This window comes from Planomicrobium soli, assembly GCF_003014655.1.
Lineage (GTDB): Bacteria > Bacillota > Bacilli > Bacillales_A > Planococcaceae > Planococcus > Planococcus soli_B.
The window spans coordinates 11,992-29,852 of sequence record NZ_PYAT01000001.1 but is presented as its reverse complement, the minus strand read 5'-3'; the positions used below and the strand labels follow the sequence as shown (position 1 = coordinate 29,852).

The 17,861-nt window shown below is 41.4% G+C and carries 15 protein-coding genes; 10 read left to right on the top strand and 5 right to left on the bottom strand.

Going from position 1 to position 17,861, the window contains the following annotated elements:
• Positions 1 to 9 precede the first annotated feature (9 nt).
• Entirely contained in the window at positions 10 to 189 is a 180-nt protein-coding gene (locus B0H99_RS00135; protein WP_106531594.1) for a hypothetical protein, read from the top strand.
• Positions 190 to 532: 343 nt separating this feature from the next.
• Here the strand turns inward: B0H99_RS00135 and B0H99_RS00130 are convergent, their stop codons facing one another.
• The gene (locus tag B0H99_RS00130; RefSeq protein ID WP_106531593.1) at positions 533 to 907 is read right to left on the bottom strand and encodes a hypothetical protein; all 375 of its coding nucleotides are present in this window, start codon (positions 905 to 907) and stop codon (positions 533 to 535) included.
• 319 nt (positions 908 to 1,226) lie between these two features.
• Here B0H99_RS00130 and B0H99_RS00125 point away from each other — a divergent pair, with 319 nt between their 5' ends.
• The 5 genes from B0H99_RS00125 to B0H99_RS00105 all read left to right on the top strand — a co-directional run bounded on the left by B0H99_RS00125 (position 1,227) and on the right by B0H99_RS00105 (position 6,762).
• Positions 1,227 to 1,778 (top strand): hypothetical protein, encoded by a 552-nt coding sequence (locus B0H99_RS00125; protein ID WP_106531592.1) that lies wholly within the window; start codon positions 1,227 to 1,229, stop codon positions 1,776 to 1,778.
• A gap of 139 nt (positions 1,779 to 1,917) precedes the next feature.
• Positions 1,918 to 2,685 carry a sporulation protein gene (locus B0H99_RS00120; RefSeq protein ID WP_106531591.1) on the top strand — a complete coding sequence of 256 codons (768 nt, stop codon included), beginning with the start codon at positions 1,918 to 1,920 and terminating at the stop codon, positions 2,683 to 2,685.
• 204 nt (positions 2,686 to 2,889) lie between these two features.
• Complete coding sequence (locus tag B0H99_RS00115) at positions 2,890 to 4,491, top strand: pyruvate oxidase (protein WP_106531590.1); 1,602 nt, start codon at positions 2,890 to 2,892, stop codon at positions 4,489 to 4,491.
• Positions 4,492 to 4,536: 45 nt separating this feature from the next.
• Positions 4,537 to 5,559, top strand: coding sequence for a zinc-binding alcohol dehydrogenase family protein (locus B0H99_RS00110; RefSeq protein WP_106532002.1), 1,023 nt, complete (start codon positions 4,537 to 4,539; stop codon positions 5,557 to 5,559).
• Between the two features lie 138 nt (positions 5,560 to 5,697).
• Positions 5,698 to 6,762: a DmpA family aminopeptidase gene (locus B0H99_RS00105; protein WP_106532001.1), complete on the top strand. Its 1,065-nt coding sequence runs from the start codon at positions 5,698 to 5,700 to the stop codon at positions 6,760 to 6,762.
• A 187-nt stretch (positions 6,763 to 6,949) separates the two neighbouring features.
• Here the strand turns inward: B0H99_RS00105 and B0H99_RS00100 are convergent, their stop codons facing one another.
• On the bottom strand, positions 6,950 to 7,567 hold the full coding sequence (locus tag B0H99_RS00100) for an NUDIX hydrolase (RefSeq protein ID WP_106531589.1): 618 nt from the start codon (positions 7,565 to 7,567) through the stop codon (positions 6,950 to 6,952).
• 251 nt (positions 7,568 to 7,818) lie between these two features.
• On the opposite strand from B0H99_RS00100, the gene B0H99_RS00095 reads away from it, so the two are divergent.
• The 4 genes from B0H99_RS00095 (at position 7,819) to B0H99_RS00080 (ending at position 13,351) form a co-directional block, all read left to right on the top strand.
• Positions 7,819 to 8,283 carry an NUDIX hydrolase gene (locus B0H99_RS00095; RefSeq protein WP_106531588.1) on the top strand — a complete coding sequence of 155 codons (465 nt, stop codon included), beginning with the start codon at positions 7,819 to 7,821 and terminating at the stop codon, positions 8,281 to 8,283.
• Positions 8,284 to 8,307: 24 nt separating this feature from the next.
• On the top strand, positions 8,308 to 8,679 hold the full coding sequence (locus B0H99_RS00090; protein ID WP_106531587.1) for a hypothetical protein: 372 nt from the start codon (positions 8,308 to 8,310) through the stop codon (positions 8,677 to 8,679).
• Between the two features lie 250 nt (positions 8,680 to 8,929).
• On the top strand, positions 8,930 to 11,695 hold the full coding sequence (locus B0H99_RS00085) for a bifunctional diguanylate cyclase/phosphodiesterase (protein WP_106531586.1): 2,766 nt from the start codon (positions 8,930 to 8,932) through the stop codon (positions 11,693 to 11,695).
• Positions 11,696 to 11,716: 21 nt separating this feature from the next.
• Positions 11,717 to 13,351 carry a thiamine pyrophosphate-binding protein gene (locus tag B0H99_RS00080; protein ID WP_106531585.1) on the top strand — a complete coding sequence of 545 codons (1,635 nt, stop codon included), beginning with the start codon at positions 11,717 to 11,719 and terminating at the stop codon, positions 13,349 to 13,351.
• Positions 13,352 to 13,836: 485 nt separating this feature from the next.
• Here the strand turns inward: B0H99_RS00080 and B0H99_RS00075 are convergent, their stop codons facing one another.
• From B0H99_RS00075 to B0H99_RS00065, 3 genes are all read right to left on the bottom strand, one after another.
• Entirely contained in the window at positions 13,837 to 14,475 is a 639-nt protein-coding gene (locus B0H99_RS00075) for a hypothetical protein (RefSeq protein WP_106531584.1), read from the bottom strand.
• A 150-nt stretch (positions 14,476 to 14,625) separates the two neighbouring features.
• A complete protein-coding gene (locus B0H99_RS00070) occupies positions 14,626 to 15,780 on the bottom strand; it encodes an endo-1,4-beta-xylanase (protein WP_106531583.1) in 1,155 nt (384 codons plus the stop codon).
• Between the two features lie 373 nt (positions 15,781 to 16,153).
• Positions 16,154 to 17,803, bottom strand: a complete 1,650-nt coding sequence (locus tag B0H99_RS00065) for an ABC transporter substrate-binding protein (RefSeq protein WP_106531582.1) — start codon at positions 17,801 to 17,803, stop codon at positions 16,154 to 16,156.
• Positions 17,804 to 17,861 lie beyond the last annotated feature (58 nt).

Genomic DNA, 17,861 nt, shown 5'->3' with positions numbered 1-17,861 from the left:
GGAGGGCTTGTGAAATATATTTACTGGTTTTTAAAAGCCGGAATTTTTTATTCCTTTTATTTTCCTGCACAATACTTATTCAACTTTTATGGCTGGTGGCCGGTAGTGGCAGGCATGTTAGTTTGGTTAACTATAGACGGAAAACTAAACAAAAAACTGGATAAGATCAAAGAACGGGAGCTTTTTTAAAAATTTCCGTATTTAACAAGCTTGGAAAGTGGCCGGCTTATTTCAGTGGAGCTCAAGAATGGGAAAGAATTCAACAATGTCACGTACTATTACTTTTTAGGGGAAGAAATATAAGTGTCTGACATCCCCTATCGAGAACTCATTGAAAACATCAAAGATATACACCGGATCAAAGTGAAAAAAATTCGTTCGCTAAAATTGATAAAGCAGTAGAAAGGGAGGCTGTTCCCATGAGGAACAGCCTTCCTTATATATACGGCAATTATATTAACGGTTCAATAATGAAAAAAACCCAAGGTAAAAGTCCTTTTTATATTCTTCTTTAACCCAAGTAACCTTAAAATTAATCAGAAAATTTTTTCATTCTTTCCAAAATTAAATAGTCTTTTGTTTTTGCTATCGGTATATCGTGTATCGTCGCAAACTCTATTAAGTGATCATATGCTTTAGGCGGTTCGAGAACAACCAATCTAACATTGATTCCCTTTTTCACTTTTATTATGGCAGCTTTTTGAGCCCAACCGACTCGTATGAATTTCATTTGATTAATATGTATGGGTAAAATCTTCTTTTTTATGATCGATTTATTGACTAATAAAATCTCATAAACCATTTTCTCAGCGTAAATGGTTAACTTGAATCGAACAAGAGAAAATACAGCAACTATCAACAAAAATAATAGATAGGGATTAAAAGACCATTTAAAGTAATCCGCCATTACATTCCCTAACAGGGCAATAAAGATGGATATAAAAATAGGATAACTATGCGGATTAATTTTGTATTCTATGACAATTCACCTCCTGTTGCAGCTTCTTTCGATTAACTGCCTCGTTAGCTGATAAAACTATGTTAAATGTTGATACGTTTCTACTGAACTATGGGTTTCATAAAAATCATTATGCGTAAAAAATTTCAGTAACATACGGTAAAAAAGGGAAGCAGTGGAAGGAGGGAGGTTTTCTATCTCTAGATAAATAATAATGGGATTTTATGTTAAAATAAAGAAAAATAGCTGTGTTTTAAAGGAGGACATTATGAAATATATACTATTATTTATTGTTTCAGTCGTGTTAGTTGCTTGTTCAAGCACCAACCCAGAAAATGCTGAGACGGATGTGGAAGCTGCTTCAGAAGCAAAAGATTCGGACGTGGTTGCTATCGTTAAAGGCAAAGAGATTACATTGAAAAAGGTTCGCGCTCTCCACTCTGTAGAAGAAAAAAATATCCCGTTACTTGTCGATATGTATATACAAGATGAAATTATGGTTCTGGAAGCAAAAACTAGGGGGATTGATGTGTCAGATGACATCGAAAGCATAGAAACGATATTTCCCTTTGGAAGCACCGGAAATGAGGATTACTTCGAGACTCAAGCCGAATATTTAGGCATTACAGCCGAAGAATATTATGAAGTTTATTTTAAAGAGCGCATGGAGCGGGATGCCTATATAAACCGTTTAATGGAAGACCAATTCGACATGGAAAATGTGGAAGAGGTTCCGTCAGAAGCCCGTGACAAAGAACTTAACGATTTTGTTTCCAGCCTGTGGAAAAAATACAAAAAAGATATCGAAATCCGTCTGTAAAAGCAGGTTTTAATAAGATGGTTTTCTTCATTTGGTGCTAAGACTAAAAGAATTTTTCAGGTAAATGGGATAGTTGAAACCTTCTCCTTTTAAATACGTATGAAATGCAACAAATAAAACAGCTAGAGGGGGAAGAAATATGTCGTTTTTTGACAAAGTTAAGGCAAGTGCGGGAATTGGCCATGCAAAAGTGGATACGCGTTTGAACGAAACAAAAGTAAGGCAAGGCGGTCTGTTGACCGGTGAAGTCTTGATAGTCGGAGGGTCAGTCGAGCAAAAGATTAACTCTATCTTTCTGTCTGTAGAGACATCGGTATTGGTGGAAAACGATGACCGGAAGTACCGTCAGAACTTGCAAATCCAACGTGTTAAAGTGAGCGATGCTGTCATTATTGCTGCAAAAGAAGAAAAAGCCTTGCCGTTTTCATTTACTTTATCGCACGAAGCCCCTATAACCAGCGGAAGAAAAGAAGTTTGGCTTGATACTGCAGGGGATGTCTCTTTTGCAATCGATCCAAAGGACAAAGATTTCATCGAAGTGAGTGGAACAGAAGTGGCTGAAAAAGTTTTGGAAGCCATAAATCAGTTAGGGTTTACATTAAAATCCTCGACCAATCTTAAGAGCCGGCAAACGAAAAGTGGTTTGGTCCAGGAATTCGAATTTTTTCCAGGAGCCGATTTTAGAAGGCATTTCACGGAGCTGGAAATCATTTTTATCTCTGACATTGCGGGAACGACTGTCTATGTTGAAATGGACCATAAAGCAAAAGGGCTTGGGGGATTGCTGGCACAAGCCTTGGATATGGACGAATCTCGGATTTCCCTTCGTTTTGAGAAACGAGATCCATTAGGCGTAACCGAAATTTCCCGTGAACTTCGTACTGTTCTTCTCGATAATGTACGTTAATAGTATGTTCGTAAAACCGCAGGGGAGATGTCTCTTGTGGTTTTTTTATTTATAAATCCCCTAAGCAGTGGCCATTGTTCTAGTTGAACTTACCTTCCATGGTTTAAATAAGCAGCGTTAGAGGTAATTTTATGGGATGAAGAGAATTTTCCAGATAAGCTAATTGAAATTTTAATGCTACCAAACGATGAAGGAGGAATGTACATGTTCGAGCGCACCGCAGGCAGCTACATTATTGGCCTATTAAAAGAATGGAACGTCGATCACATTTATGGAATGCCAGGGGATTCCATAAATGAATTCATGGAGGAAATGCGGAAAGAACAAGCCATCCGTTTTATTCAAGTACGGCACGAAGAAACGGGCGCGCTTGCCGCCGCCGCTTTCTCAAAGCTGACAGGCAAAATAGGTGTCTGCCTTTCCATCGCTGGCCCAGGGGCCGTCCATTTGCAGAACGGGCTCTTTGATGCCAAAAAAGACAAGACACCGGTATTGGCGATAGTCGGACAAATAGAAAGTACAAAAGTCGGGACTGACAATTTTCAGGAATTGAAGTTAGAAGCGATGTTTGAAGATGCCACGGTCTACAACCGGCGTGTCCAATCGGCGGACCAGCTGCCCGATATGCTGAACCAAGCGATCCGGACTGCTTATGCAGAAAAAGGGCCGGCGGTGTTGATCGTGTCAGATGATTTGTTCTCAGAGAAGATCAAGCGGAATGAACCGCAAACTTCCGCTATCTATGCTGCGCCGAAATTACGGCCTGACGAAGAGGATTTAGCCGATGCTGCCCGCTTGATAAAGGCTTCAAAAAAGCCGGTCATTCTCGCCGGTAAAGGTTCCAAAGATGCTGTTGCAGAAGTACTCGCATTCGCCGAGAAAATCCAGGCACCGCTGATCGCTTCTTTTCCATCAAAAGGGATTATACCGGATGAACATCCCCATAACCTCGGCCATCTTGGACAGTTGGGGACAAAACCCGCAGAAGAGGCGATGAAACAAGCGGACCTTGTCATTTTGGCAGGCACAGCTTATCCATACCGCCAATTTTTGCCGGAAAATGCACCGGCTATCCAGATTGATATTGATCCGAAAGTTATCGGCAAGTATTATCCGGCAACAGTTGGGGTTGCCAGCGAATTAAAACCTGCCATTTCAGAGCTGACGGCGAGGGCAGAGCCGAAAGATTCCGATTTTCTATCTAGACTTTTAGAGCAGAAGTCTGCTTGGCAAGCGGATTTGCAAGCGGACATGGACAAAGAAACGGAACTGATGCAACCGCAGCACGTCTTGGCTGAAGTGCAAAAAGTGTTGGATCCCGATGCTGTTGTATCGCTGGATGTAGGGAGCGTCACCATTTGGACGGCGAAATATTTAAAGCTTTCTCAGCAAAAATTTGTGCTATCTGCATGGCTAGCGACAATGGGCTGCGGTTTGCCAGGCGCTATTGCTGCAAAAATTGCCTATCCGAACAAGCAAGTGATCGCTTTGACAGGAGACGGCGGTTTTTCCATGGGCATGCAGGATTTTGTTACAGCTGTAAAATACGACCTGCCGATGACGGTCGTTATTTTCAATAACCAAAAAATACAGCTGATCGAACACGAACAAAAAGAAAAAGGAAATGAACCAACAAATGTAGAAATTGCCAACATCGATTATGCGGCGTTTGCTGCCGCTTGCGGAGGAGAAGGTTATACATGCAGAAACCGGACCGAATTAAGTGATGCTCTTGCGCAGGCAAAACAAAGCCGGAAACCAGTGGTAATTGATGCATACGTTGAGGATATTTCTCCAATCAGTTAAATTTAATATAGAAAAGAGAGGCGAATCCTATTGAGCGCAAATACAATGAAAGCCCTGGGTTTTTACAAGCCAGGCCCGAAATCCCAGCCGCCGCGATTTGAATTTATTGAAGTTGAACGCCCTGTGCCGACAGGAAGAAATCTGCTTGTGGAAGTTCGAGCCGTATCGGTAAATCCGACCGATTTTCGGACACGAGATGCAAAAGACGAAAACGACGATTCGTTGACTATTGTGGGACGCGATGTCGCAGGAGTAGTTGTGGAAGCAGGAGAAGAATGCACCTTATTCAAAGAAGGAGATGAGGTGTATTACGCCGGAACGACAATTGCGCAAGGCGGCCATAGTGAAGTCCATCTCGTCGATGAACGCTTAGTTGGCAAAAAACCCAAAAGCTTGGACTTTGCGGAAGCAGCGGCGCTTCCGCTCACTAGCATCACTGCATGGGAAGCGTATTTTGACCGTTTGGGCATTTCACATCTTGTGGAAGGAAACGCTGGGAAAAGCATCCTGATAATTGGTGCGGCCGGCGGAGTCGGATCAATTGCAACACAAATTGCGAAAAGAGTGGGGTTGACAGTAATTGGAACAGCTTCAAGGCCGGAAACAAAAGAATGGGCGATGCAACACGGCGCTGACTACACAATCAATCATATGGAGCAGTTCGACGCACAACTGAAGACGCTCGGCCTGTCCGGCGTTCACTATATATTCTGTTTGACCAACGTTGACGACCATATGTCAAATATGGCGAAAGTCATTTTGCCGCAAGGCAAGATCTGTTCGATCTTACCTGCTCAAAAACCGCTGGATATTGCACTTTTCTCGAAAAGCGTAACATTTGCATATGAATTGATGTACACCCGGTCAATGTTCCATACAGAAGATATGATTGCACAGCACGAGTTGCTGAATGAACTGGCAGATTGGGTAGACGCCGGAAAAGTCAAAACGACTATGACTGAACGCATGTCGCCGATCAATTCATCAAATCTCGAACAAGCTTACGGCAAGTTGATGTCAGGGCGTACCATCGGGAAAATTGTGTTGGAAGGCCCTATCGAATCCTGAGATGTATTTGATGCAAGCAATGTTCTCCTATTTGTTTTAGGGAATCATTGCTTGTTTTTTTCTCCTTTTGATATAGTAAGGAGAAAGGAAATACAATTCAAATAAGCAGTTGAATCTTATATGAAGCAGGTGTTGCTTTTGCTGAAACAAAAACGAATTCGTGATTACGGCCTCAAAATAGGGAGTTTAGAGACAGGCACTTTAAATGCCATTACGGATGTTCCAGGTGTGAAAGTGGGCCACGCAACGCTGGATGATGGTGCTATCCAAACCGGAGTGACAGCCATTTTGCCTCATTCCGGAAACGTTTTCAAAGAAAAACTGATAGCCTCCAGCCATGTGATCAACGGCTTCGGAAAAACGATGGGCACAATACAAATGCAGGAATTAGGTACACTGGAGACGCCTATTTTGCTGACAAATACATTAAGTATCGGCATGGCGGCAGATACCTTGATCGATTATGTGCTAGAAAAAAATCCCGAAATCGGTTTGACAACAGGCACTGTTAATCCGGTCATCGGCGAGTGCAACGACATGTTCTTAAACGATATACGCGCGAAGGCGTTAAAACCGGAACACGTCCGGCAAGCGCTGGATGCTGCTTCGGCGGAATTCCAAGAAGGCGCTGTTGGAGCAGGAAGAGGAATGCTCTGCTATTCGCTGAAGGGCGGCATTGGTTCCGCTTCAAGATTAATGGAACTTGATGGCCATACATATACGATGGGAGTTTTAGTCCTGTCGAATTTCGGAATGCTGAGCGACCTTCGCATCAACGGAAAAGCGGTCGGCCAGGAACTAAAGCAATTCATATTGCAAAAGCAAGAAGAAAAAGACAAAGGTTCTGTTATGGTTATTGTTTCGACGGATCTTCCGGTATCAGAGAGGCAATTGAACCGGATTATCAAACGTTCGGTTGCTGGTCTGTCACGAACTGGATCAATCATAACGCATGGCAGCGGTGAAATAGTCATCGGATTCTCGACGGCGGTAAAAATTCCGCATCAAAAACCTAAAGTGGCCCTGAGTCTGATCCGAGTCCATGAGGAAGATCTTGACTTGGCTTTTAGAGCGGTAGGAGAAGCAACAGAAGAAGCTGTATTGAATTCGCTTGTTACTGCAGAGGCTGTTGTAGGGCGCGGAGGCAACGAACGGCCAGCTTTCAAAGATTTGATTGAAGAATTTGGTGTTGCTTTACTTTAACAGCAAAATTCATATATTCTCGTTTTCATAAAAAGGAATATACCTGCCCATCTTCAGGTGATGGGCAGGTATTTTTTAGCCGATAAATTTAGTAACTAAGCGATCTTTTGTTCCGGTCAAAAGGTAAATTGTGCAAGGGGAATGTCAACAAGCATGACAAGTTTAGCATCGGTAATTGCAGCTCTTGTCAATCGAATACCGTTTCTTTTTGAGGATCTCTTGAAAATTCGAAAAGCAATTGGATCTGGGCTTCCGTATTGCGCGCCAGCGACAATTCAGGCAAGTTGTTTTCGCTGAAAAATTGCACATCTTTTGTTTCTATTCCTATTTCAGCTTTTCCAGCCACAATATTGCACTGAATAAACACTTTATAATAGTGGAAAGGCTGCGGCGGATGCTCATGCTTCTTCATGTCGAGCAGTGCCAAGAGTTTGGTGGGAACCACGTCAAAACCGGATTCTTCTTTTATTTCTTTAACAATATTTTCAGCAGGCGATAGGCCGACATCGCAAAAACCGCCTGGCAGCGACCATTTATCATCAATTATTTCTCTGACCAAAAGGATTTTGCCGTTTTGGAAGACTGCTCCCCGTATATCGACTTTCGGAGTTTGGTAACCAGTCTCATAAGCGAATAAGTTTCTCAGTTTCTCCATTTCATGGCCAGTGTATTCATTCATTATTTCAGTACTGATGGTTCTTAACTCCTCAAACCTTTCTATATCATATACATTATTGGTATAAGTAAGCCCTGCCTGTGCCAGTGATTGTATACGCTGCGCCCATTCAAGCCATTTTACGCTCAAAAGATCCACCTCTTTCTATTGATTACAACAAGTTTGGAGACTACCTAATTTAACAGAGGGTTTATATACATGGAAATCCTTGGTCTATACACGTGTCAAATCAATAATATCTGTCTTATTCATAAATATCTCCTAAAAAATGTTTGAATTGTTAGATTTGTTCTATATCATATATAATAGGATAATATCACTAAAAAGAAAATCCCTTCTATTCATTGGGATTAGTTTAGTAATTTCAGGAGCGTGCCTAAGTGGATTATGTAACAGAATTGCGGAAGAAAGTTGGACATCGTCCGCTAATCCTTCCAGGAGCCGTAGTTATCGTTTTAACTAGTGAAAATGAAGTTTTGCTGCAGCAACGAGAAGACGGCAGCTGGGGACTGCCCGGAGGATTGATGGAATTAGGTGAAAGCATGGAAGATACTGCTCGGAGAGAAGTGACTGAAGAAACCGGTTTAATAATCGGGGAGTTAACGCTTCAAGGAATATACTCTGGGTCTGAATACTATTTTAAGTTGTCCAATAAAGATGAACTTTATTCGGTAACAGCTGTTTTTCAAACCACTCATTTCGCTGGAGAACTTAGACCGGATCTAAACGAATCCCTAGATCTTCAGTTTTTCAAGAAGGAATTTCTGCCGTCGGGATTAACAAAAGAATATAAAGTTTATTTAAGTTCTTTTATTGAGAAAAATTTTGAAGTGCCAAAAAAATAATGGAATGTGAAGTGGATAGCATTGATGAAAAATAGCGAACTGCTTTCTAAATACCTAAAAGACTTTTCTTATGCCAACATTAAATGCCTAACAAACTTTAATTTAAGCTTTTTGAAAGATTTTGATATTTATAGTTCCTTGCTGGATATCGATTTTTTAGTGGAGTCGGAAGATGGTCCATTTCTTGTTCAATTGCGTTTTAGGGATCCTCAAAATATAAGGTTTGAAAGCTTGGGGTATTTTCAGCCAGTCGATCTTGTTATCGTGGATTTAAGCAGAAAAGGCTGGGAAAATATCAAATATGAAGTTGAAGATTTCGAAAACAACACATTGGGCTTTTACTGTTCTGAGATAGAAGTTATATCTGTAACGAAAACCAATTTAAGAATCCAGTGAAAAGTTCTATAGAAATTTAGTTGGTACTGTATTCAGGCGGCCTGTAGAAAGGTTCACTTAAAAAATAATGTATAAAATTTACATAAACTTTATTTAAGTTTCCTTATATTAAATGTTGCTGTGATACAGTATTATATACACATAGCATACGGTTCGATTGTCTGTTTTTTGCTGGATAAATATAACCAAAGGCCTTAATAAACCATATAACTAAAAAATTATATATAGAAGAGAACTGGAGAGTGGGTAAATGCTCGAAGAACAAACAAGATACTCTCGTCTTGCACATATTACAAAACTCATAAATTCCAAGCTTCAATTGCGGGAAGTGCTTGAACAAGTTACGTTAGCCATTTCGGAAGAAATTGTGCAATGCGACTCTGTAGGCATTTATTTACCAGAAGCGGACGGACAATTTAGAGGATATGTAGGAAAACCGGAAGTCATTAATGGCATGACACTCGATATGCATGTAATTGACATGGACTATGATCTATTGGCAAAAGAAGTGATTGAAACAAAAAAAACAATTTATATTCCGGATACTTCAAAAGACCAGCGCCCCGACTCGCGGGCGGTTGAAGGATTTAAAATCAAATCATTGCTTGTGCTGCCGATCACTTATGAAGATGAGTTGTTTGGTTTGGTTTATTTATTTGATTACGGGATTACGATGGATTTAACGGAAGATGAAATCCAGACAGTGGAAGCGTATGTAAATATGGCAGGCGTCGCTGTAAGGAACGCAACCAATTTAAAACGCAAAGAGAATTTGATTGCGGAAAAACAGTTATTGCTTGATCTGACACGTGATTTATCGATGTGTTCGACCATGCAGGAAGTTCTTGATAAATGTTTCTATTATGTCGGAAGGGTCTTGAACAATTATAATACTGCAGTTCATTTGCTTGATCCGATGGCGGGGATGAAAATAAAACCCGCCAATTTAAGCCGGGAAAGCGATTGGACGGAAGAAGAATGGATCAAAACTCATGGCGATGACCATATCGATCAAACGAATGATGCCGTTCTGCAAGAGGTAGTGAAGACAAAAAGGCCGCTGCTTATTCCGGATGTATTTGCGGATGGCAGGCCAAATCAGGACGTCTGCAGAAAATTCGGCATAAAAGGCATGTTGATGCTTCCGTTAGTAGCAACTGGGGAAGTGTTGGGGGCCTTGGCAGTTCCGGAGCTTGAAAAAAACATAATGTCGTTTTCGGAAGCTGATATTCAATTGGCTCAGTCTATTGCAGATGCCACAGCTTCTACTTTGTCCAATTTATTGTATATGGAAAAGCAGGAAGTAATTATTGAAGAACGGACATCTGAGATTCGGATTAAGAACATCGAACTTGAACGAGTGGTTTGCGAGCTGAAAAATTTGAGCAGGGAAAAAGAGTTGATCCTGAATTCTGCTGGAGAAGGGATTTTCGGATTGGATTTAGATGGGAAAATTACTTTTTGCAATCCAGCGAGCGAAGCAATGCTTGGATACGGCAAAGGCGAGCTGATCGGAAAACCTTCTCAAATCATTTTTGATCGAAGTAAAGATTCTGTTTCAACAGCAGTTTACCCGGAAGTAAATCAGAAATTTTTCAAAAAAGATCAAACCAGCTTTTCAGTGGAATATGTAATTTCTTTAATAAAAGAAGAAGACACAGTCCTTGGTGAAGTTGTAACTTTTAGAGATATTACAGAACGAAAGCGATTAGAAGAAGAAATTAAGCACCTTGCTTATTACGATAGCTTGACCGAGCTTCCTAATCGGGTTTTGCTAAACGATAAAATAAATCAAGAATTGGCTGAACTTAAAGCAAACGGCCAAAAACTTGCGCTTCTTTACTTGGATTTGGACCGCTTTAAATTGGTCAATGATAGTTTAGGCCATAGCTTTGGAGATGTGCTTTTGCGGGAAGTCGCCAAACGCTTAAGCAAGAGCGTTCCCCCTGAAGCAATCGTTTCACGCCAAGGAGGAGACGAGTTTACAATCGTTTTACCGGGCATCGATCGTAAACTTGATGTCCTAAATGTTGTGGAACAAGTAATAAAATCCTTTGCTCAGCCGTTTTCTCTTAAAGGCAATGAAGTCTACGTTAAAACGAGCATTGGCATCAGCGTTTATCCTGAAGATGGCGACACTGCAGAAGCGCTGATTAAGAATGCAGATGCTGCGATGTATAAGTCAAAAGAAAAATCCGGCACCCATTATCATTTCTTTGAAACTGAAATGAGCGACCGGAATATGGAAAGCATCAAGTTGGAAAACGCGCTGTATAAAGCGTTGGATAATGAAGAATTGGTCATATACTACCAGCCGCAAATCGACAGCAGATCCGAAACCATCATTGGTGTGGAAGCGTTGCTGCGCTGGATCCATCCGACAGAAGGAATGATTTCACCTGCTGATTTCATACCGATAGCAGAGGAAACGGGCCTGATCATTCCAATCGGTGAATGGGTTTTGAAAAATGCCTGCAAACAGTTGAAAGAATGGCAAGATCAGGGCAATACCTCACTGTGCATGTCCGTTAACTTATCCGGTCTCCAATTTGAAGAAGACGATCTGGTCATCATGGTAAAAGGGATTTTAGAAGATGTAAATCTTGCTCCGGAGTTTTTGCATATAGAACTGACGGAAAATCAGATTATAAAAAATACCGAAATTACGATGCGCAAGATGAAACAATTAAAGGATTTAGGCGTGAAAATTGCAATCGATGATTTTGGTACAGGATATTCGTCGCTCGGTTATTTAAAGAACTTCCCGATAGATGCATTGAAAATCGATAAATCGTTTATTCAAGATGTAGTTGAAGACAGTGACAATGCTGCAATTACAAATACGATTATTACATTGGCACAAAACTTGAATTTGAATGTAATTGCCGAAGGGGTAGAAACTGAAGAGCAATTGGAATTTCTCCTGTCAAGGAATTGTTCCATTATGCAAGGGTTTTTCTTCAGCAGACCGATCAAAGCTGAAGAGCTGGAAAAAAAATATTTACGAGGCTTATAAAGCCTATAAAGGAGAAGAGAGATGAAAGCAGTTCATGCATCAATCGAGTATTTGAAAAACATGGGGGTTAAGCATGTATTCGGCATTCCCGCCGGTTCCGTGAACGCATTTTTTGATGGCCTTTATGATGTGCCGGAGATTACACCAATTGTAACTAAACACGAAGGTGCAGCAGGCTACATGGCTGCAGCTTATGCCAAGTACATCAATGGGCTGAGCGTCTGCATCGGCAGCAGCGGTCCAGGGGGCACAAACCTGGTAACGGGTGCGGCCAATGCCATGCGTGAACATTTACCGGTATTATTCATAACCGGAGCTGTTCCTGTTAGCACAATGGGCTTGAATGCTTCTCAAGAACTAGATGCCGATCCGATCTTCAAAACGGTAACAAAATATAGCGTAACCGTTACAGATTCCAAAAACTTATTGGATGAAGTTGTGAAAGCTACCACGATTGCAATTTCTGGTGTCCCGGGACCTGTCCATATCGCGATGCCAATCGATGTGCAGCAAGGCATGATTGATGCTGAAATACCGGATGTTGTTCAGAAAACGGTTATTGCGCCAGATCTTAAAGTGATCCAGCAGACAGCAAAAGAATTGGTGGAAAGAAAAAGCGGATATATCTTTGTAGGCCAGGGTGCCAGAAACTCAGTGGACTTATTGGTGGAGCTTGCCGAATTGCTTCAATGGCCGATGGTTGTTACTCCGCAAGCAAAAGGCCTTATGCAAAACGACCATCCGTTATTCGCAGGTGTTTTCGGTTTTGCGGGAACGGAAAAAGCTTCAGCCCTGATAAATGACGGCGAAGTGAATACACTGCTTATCATCGGTTCTAGCTTGGGTGAGACGGCAACGAACAATTACAATACAAACCTAACGAAAAACCGTTATACTGTCCAGCTTGATTTTGACGCTTCCGTCTTCAACCGGAAATACGAAATCGATCTTCCTGTACTTGGAGATATCAATTTGAGTTTGATGTATTTGGTTGAGGAACTGAAAAGCCTCGGCTTAACACGCAAAACAGCAGAACCAGTTGAAAAAGACATGAATTTTGCAGGTGGGGAAGAATACAATACGAAAAATGTTCTCGCCAAACTGCAGGAATTTCTGCCTCCGTCTACTCGCTATACTATCGATATTGGGGAATTTATGGCTTACGTCATCCACAATATGAAAGTGCATGAGCCACATACATTCGATATAAACGTCCATTTCGGTGCAATGGGAAGCGGAATCGGATCTGCTATTGGATCCAAACTTGCAGAACCGGAACGTCCGGTCGTAGCAATTACAGGGGACGGCAGTTTCTTTATGCACGGAATGGAAATCCTGGCTGCAAAAGAAAACAATCTGCCAATCTTGTTTGTTGTCCTGAACAATGCACGATTAGGAATGGTGTATCACGGCCATACTCTTCAATATAAACGCAGCCATTCAACTTTTGAGCAGCAGCCGATCAACATCTCCGCTATGGCAGCGGCAATGGAAATCCCAAGCTTCAGAGTTGATTCAATGGATGATTTGAATGAGGAGTCTATTCAAAAGCTTGCATCGTTGAACGGACCTGCTTTGCTTGAAGTGGCTCTTGTAGATAACAATATCCCGCCAATGGGTGACCGAGTTAAGTTTTTATCTTCTTTCAATAAATAACCTATAACAAAAGCCCTTTTCACAAAAGTGAAAAGGGCTTTTAGCTTGTAGACAAAAGAAAAGTCATTTATTTAAAGGAACAAACATATACATCTAATTAGAGCCGTATCGGCACCTCCGCTCCAGGCGGACGCTTTCCGCGGGCTCGCGCCAAACTAACTCGGGCAAGCCCGAGTTAGTTTGGCCCTTCGCTGTCCCGCTGGAGTCGCCGTCTTGCACTTCGGTACCTAAAGTGAAAAGGCATGACAGAGCAGCTTGCGTCTGCTTTTGCTAAATCCCAAAAATTGAATGGAAGAAGTGGCTTGATTTAAGGTGTTACTTAACCGGTCCGGACTCGGAGACTCCTGTGGGGCCAGCACGAGCTGAAGACCCTGGACTGAGCGCACGCGAAGGAAGCGGCTGAAGCCGAGCCCACGGAAAGCGAAGTGGCCGGACCGGTTGGTTTAAAGCTCCGCTATTCATCAATAATAGACTTAGTCTACAGTCTAAAAGCCAACAAAGTCAGCATGAACGATTTTTGCAATAGCTTTCATCGTTTTTATTTTGAATTCACCCGAAACCGGCTGGCCGTCAGGATCTTTGTAGTATAGATGCTGTTCACTTTCGATGTAAGAGTAGCCAAGCGGCGCAAGTGCCTCCTGCAAACTCGGTGGCACCACTTCCATACCGGTTTTTTTAATAAAATAATCAGTAGGAATGATTCTTACGTCGATATCTTTTTTTCCAGTATGGACAAGAAATAGTGCCAAATCATTTTGAACCATCCATTGATCCTTGGAATACAAATCAATCCGGTCTTTATACAGTTCAGCAATTCCTGCTAAATTCATGCCGAAAAGCTGTTGGATTATCTGGCGGATTTCGGGTCCTCCTTGTTTGTTGCCATGCTTTTTTAGATAGCTGTCAATTGCTGTTCTTGAGTCTAGAAAAGCATAGTCAGGATGAAGAACCGGCGCCAAATCAATATCAATTCCAAAAATACGGTTGATGGCATTGCAGATTTCAGAACTTTCGATTCCACATGAAATCGAAGAAAAATAAGCATCTAAAGCTTCTGCAGTAGGGTAGATTATAAGACTTTCATCTCTGTCTCGATTAGAAAAAATAGTATTATCGATTGACATTAAAACACTCCTTTAGTCATGTTTCGGTACTTGTTTCCAATTATATAACAAAAACCGCAAGATGAGCGTCTAAATAAATAAGTATTTTAGTTAGTCAAAAAAAAAGAAACTTAAAGAGCTCCAGAATACTGGAGCTCCTTTCATTTCTGCCTAATCAATAATTGCCCAGAAAGCGGGTTTCACTTTATAGTCTGGCCCAAAAACAAACGGTGCATCTTTGCCGACCCCATCATTGTATTCTCTCGCACGGTCGTCCAACCACGTATGGTTGTCTGTAATGCCCCAGAAAGTTACACTGCTGATTTTATCATCCAGCTCTTCATACAACTCGAACAGTTCGTTATACCGGTCCGCTTGAGCTTTGAACACCTCGTCAGGAATTTCCTCGTAAGTTTTGAAAGCCGGACGCGGCGGCCAGCCGTACAGGCTGACATCAAGTTCAGTGATTTGATTGTCTAAGCCAAGTCCCGCGAACATATTAATGGAATCGCGTGTTTCTTGGATGGATGGCCATCCGATCTGAATATGTGCCTGATGGCCAACCCCGTCAATCGGTACGCCTTGAGCCAATAGGTCTTTTATCAGATTATACAAGTGAGTTCTTTTCGGTTCTACTTCAGTGTTGTAATCATTTATATACAATTTTGCATTTTTTCCAGCATGACGATTGGCTGTTTCAAATGCTACTTTAATATAGTCGGTGCCAGTGATTTGGTACCACGGAGATTCCCGGAGGCCTCGGGAGTTTTGCGGATTATCGTCAATAGTTTCATTGACAACATCCCACGACGCAACATCGTTTTTATAGCGCTTAACAACTGTTTTAACATGTGTTTCGACACGTTTTAACAGGAGCTTTTTGTTTTTCTCTCGTTGTTTCGGATCCTTTTCATCGATCATTTTGTTGCCGTCCTTATCGAGGAAAAACCAGTCAGGAACTTGGCTGTGCCAAATCAATGTATGGAATCGAAGCTCCATATTGTTTTCTTTCGCAAATTTCACGATTTTATCTGCTTCTTCAAAGTTGAATCTGCCTTCTTCCGGCTGGATGTTGATCGGTTTCATCGCATTTTCCGCCACAATGCTGTTGTAATGGTGCTTCAACATTGCTGCATCTTTGCCTTCTAATTGGCTGGGTTCGACAGCTGCGCCAATATCAAACGAATTTTCGTATCTTTTGTCTAGTTCAGGAACATCAAACGCGCTTGCGCCAGTATCAGGAAAAGCGGCAGCGCCTATTCCGGCAGGTAATAGAAGAGATAAAGCCAATCCAGTCATAAGTGGTTTACGCAGAACTTTCAGCATTTTTTAGTCTCCTTTTTAATGAGTTTTAAAGGCATTCTAAAAATCTCTAATATATCCTCCTTTATGTAGTTTTAGGAACATAAAGAGAAAGCGGTTACATTTTACTGCAACGGTGTTTTTTCATTAGGTTTCCTAACAATTCCGAGTTTAACAATAAAAAGTTAATTTATCTAGTGTCCGAACTAAGTTTTTCTTGAAAATTCCAAAAACGGTAATAAAGTAGGAGGCTCGTTCTGATGAAAATCAAGCTAAAGCTTTGCGTAAGGCCTTAAGTGCTATTAATAAGATTTTGAGCAAATTTGGGAGAAGAAATGTGTCAATTGGAAAAAGCCGAAGAAATTTTCTGTTCTTTGGCTTTTAGCTGCTACAATTTTTATTGCGGCCGAATCCATAGTTTTGAAAAATCCACGTAGCCGAAATGGCTAATATTAATGTGAATCAAATCTGTGGAGAAAGGAATTTGCCGCTTCACGTAATAAAGAGGAATCAAAACTGATGACTCTATCAATGCTTTTTCAACTTTTAAATTTAAAGCGGTCCATTCTGCAAAAGGTGTGTGTTTGTAATCGTTGATATATCTATCTAATTTCTTATCTGTATTAACCAATGGAGCAAGAGGGGAATAGCCGTAAATTAGAAACTGGAAAAAAGAAAAGTTTTGATTCATCTCAAAGATTTCTCCGTGGATGAATAAGTCCGCGTGTTGGTTTTTCTCTCTATTAAATGTATATTCCTCAAACGGGAGCTCTAACATTTCGACAGGAACTCCTTCTTTTTCTAATATGTCCTTTAGCCAAGCGGATGTATTGGCTACGTAATTAGTCGTCTTTAAAACGAGCGGTTTAGTGAAAACAGGAAGAGGAATTTCAGGTGGAATGTATTGTTGATCTTGTCCGGCAAGGCAGCTTCTGGAATTTGGTGTGATACGTTGTTCAACCGCTCCAAGTTCATGCCGGTATTTAGCGATAATAGAATGGATGAAGTCGCGAACCTCTTTTCGCCTTATATCCGAATCACGAAATGCGTTCATAATAACAATGCCGAATCCAGAATCGCTTTCGACTTGAAATGTCTTTTGTGCTTGTTCTTCTGTTGCGGATCGATAAGCGAAATCGAAGTCTGCAGGAACTACAACAAATTCCACTGCATCGAGCAGCGGCCTCTCTTGAAAATGCTCCTTAAAAGCCATCAGTGTAAGTCTGGGTTTTATTTCTCCTTCTACGTAAAAACTGCCAGTCCCTATAAGCTTTCCATTCTGTTCCTTATAAATGCTGGCATTCATCATGCCAAGCATTTGCAAACAATAGCTGCATCCGCCCGGGAACAAAATATCGACTACTAAAGGAGCCACAGAACTGATTTCGGTAATCGGTCTCCATAAATCCTTAAATTGAGCATGGGAACGCAGCTTTTCCAAACATTCTGCAACGTCATGCGCTGTAAGTATGGAGCCATCGTGGAACTTGACATCTTTCTTCAAATAAAAGCGCAGCTTACCCGGTTCAATGTCCCAACTATGCGCCAGTTCCGGAAACACGTTGCCATTGCTGTCCACTGCAACCAGCCGATTAAAGACGTTTGTAACAATATGGGCCCCTTGGACTTCTGCAGTCTCCAATGGATGCATGGTCAGAAGGGGATACCTTCTTGGAATAATTAATTTGTCTTGTTCATCGGGACTTTGTACATAGCCGAATTTTGATTGAAATAAATTCATCAACCGATCTTTTGCCTCGTTCGACCAATCATACAATAAGTACTTGCTGCTTTTTTCGATGGCATCCTCGCCAATCATCTTCATAAGTTGCTCTTCGTACACCTGCTCCACATTTCGTAGCCATTGCAGCTTTGAAGAATTTCCTCTCCCTTGACCGGAAGAATAAGTGAACCATCCTTGTTCAGCCCATTTTTTAATTGATCGGGAAGTTTGTCTCGGGCTCAACTGTAAAAGTTCCGCTATTTCTTCCTGTTTTACGTTGCCCGAAAAAACAGATTGCCATAATACCAATAGATTCTTATCCATGGATGCCTCCTAAAAGTAGACGTGACCAGTAAAAATGTCTATTTTTCTGATATGTAGT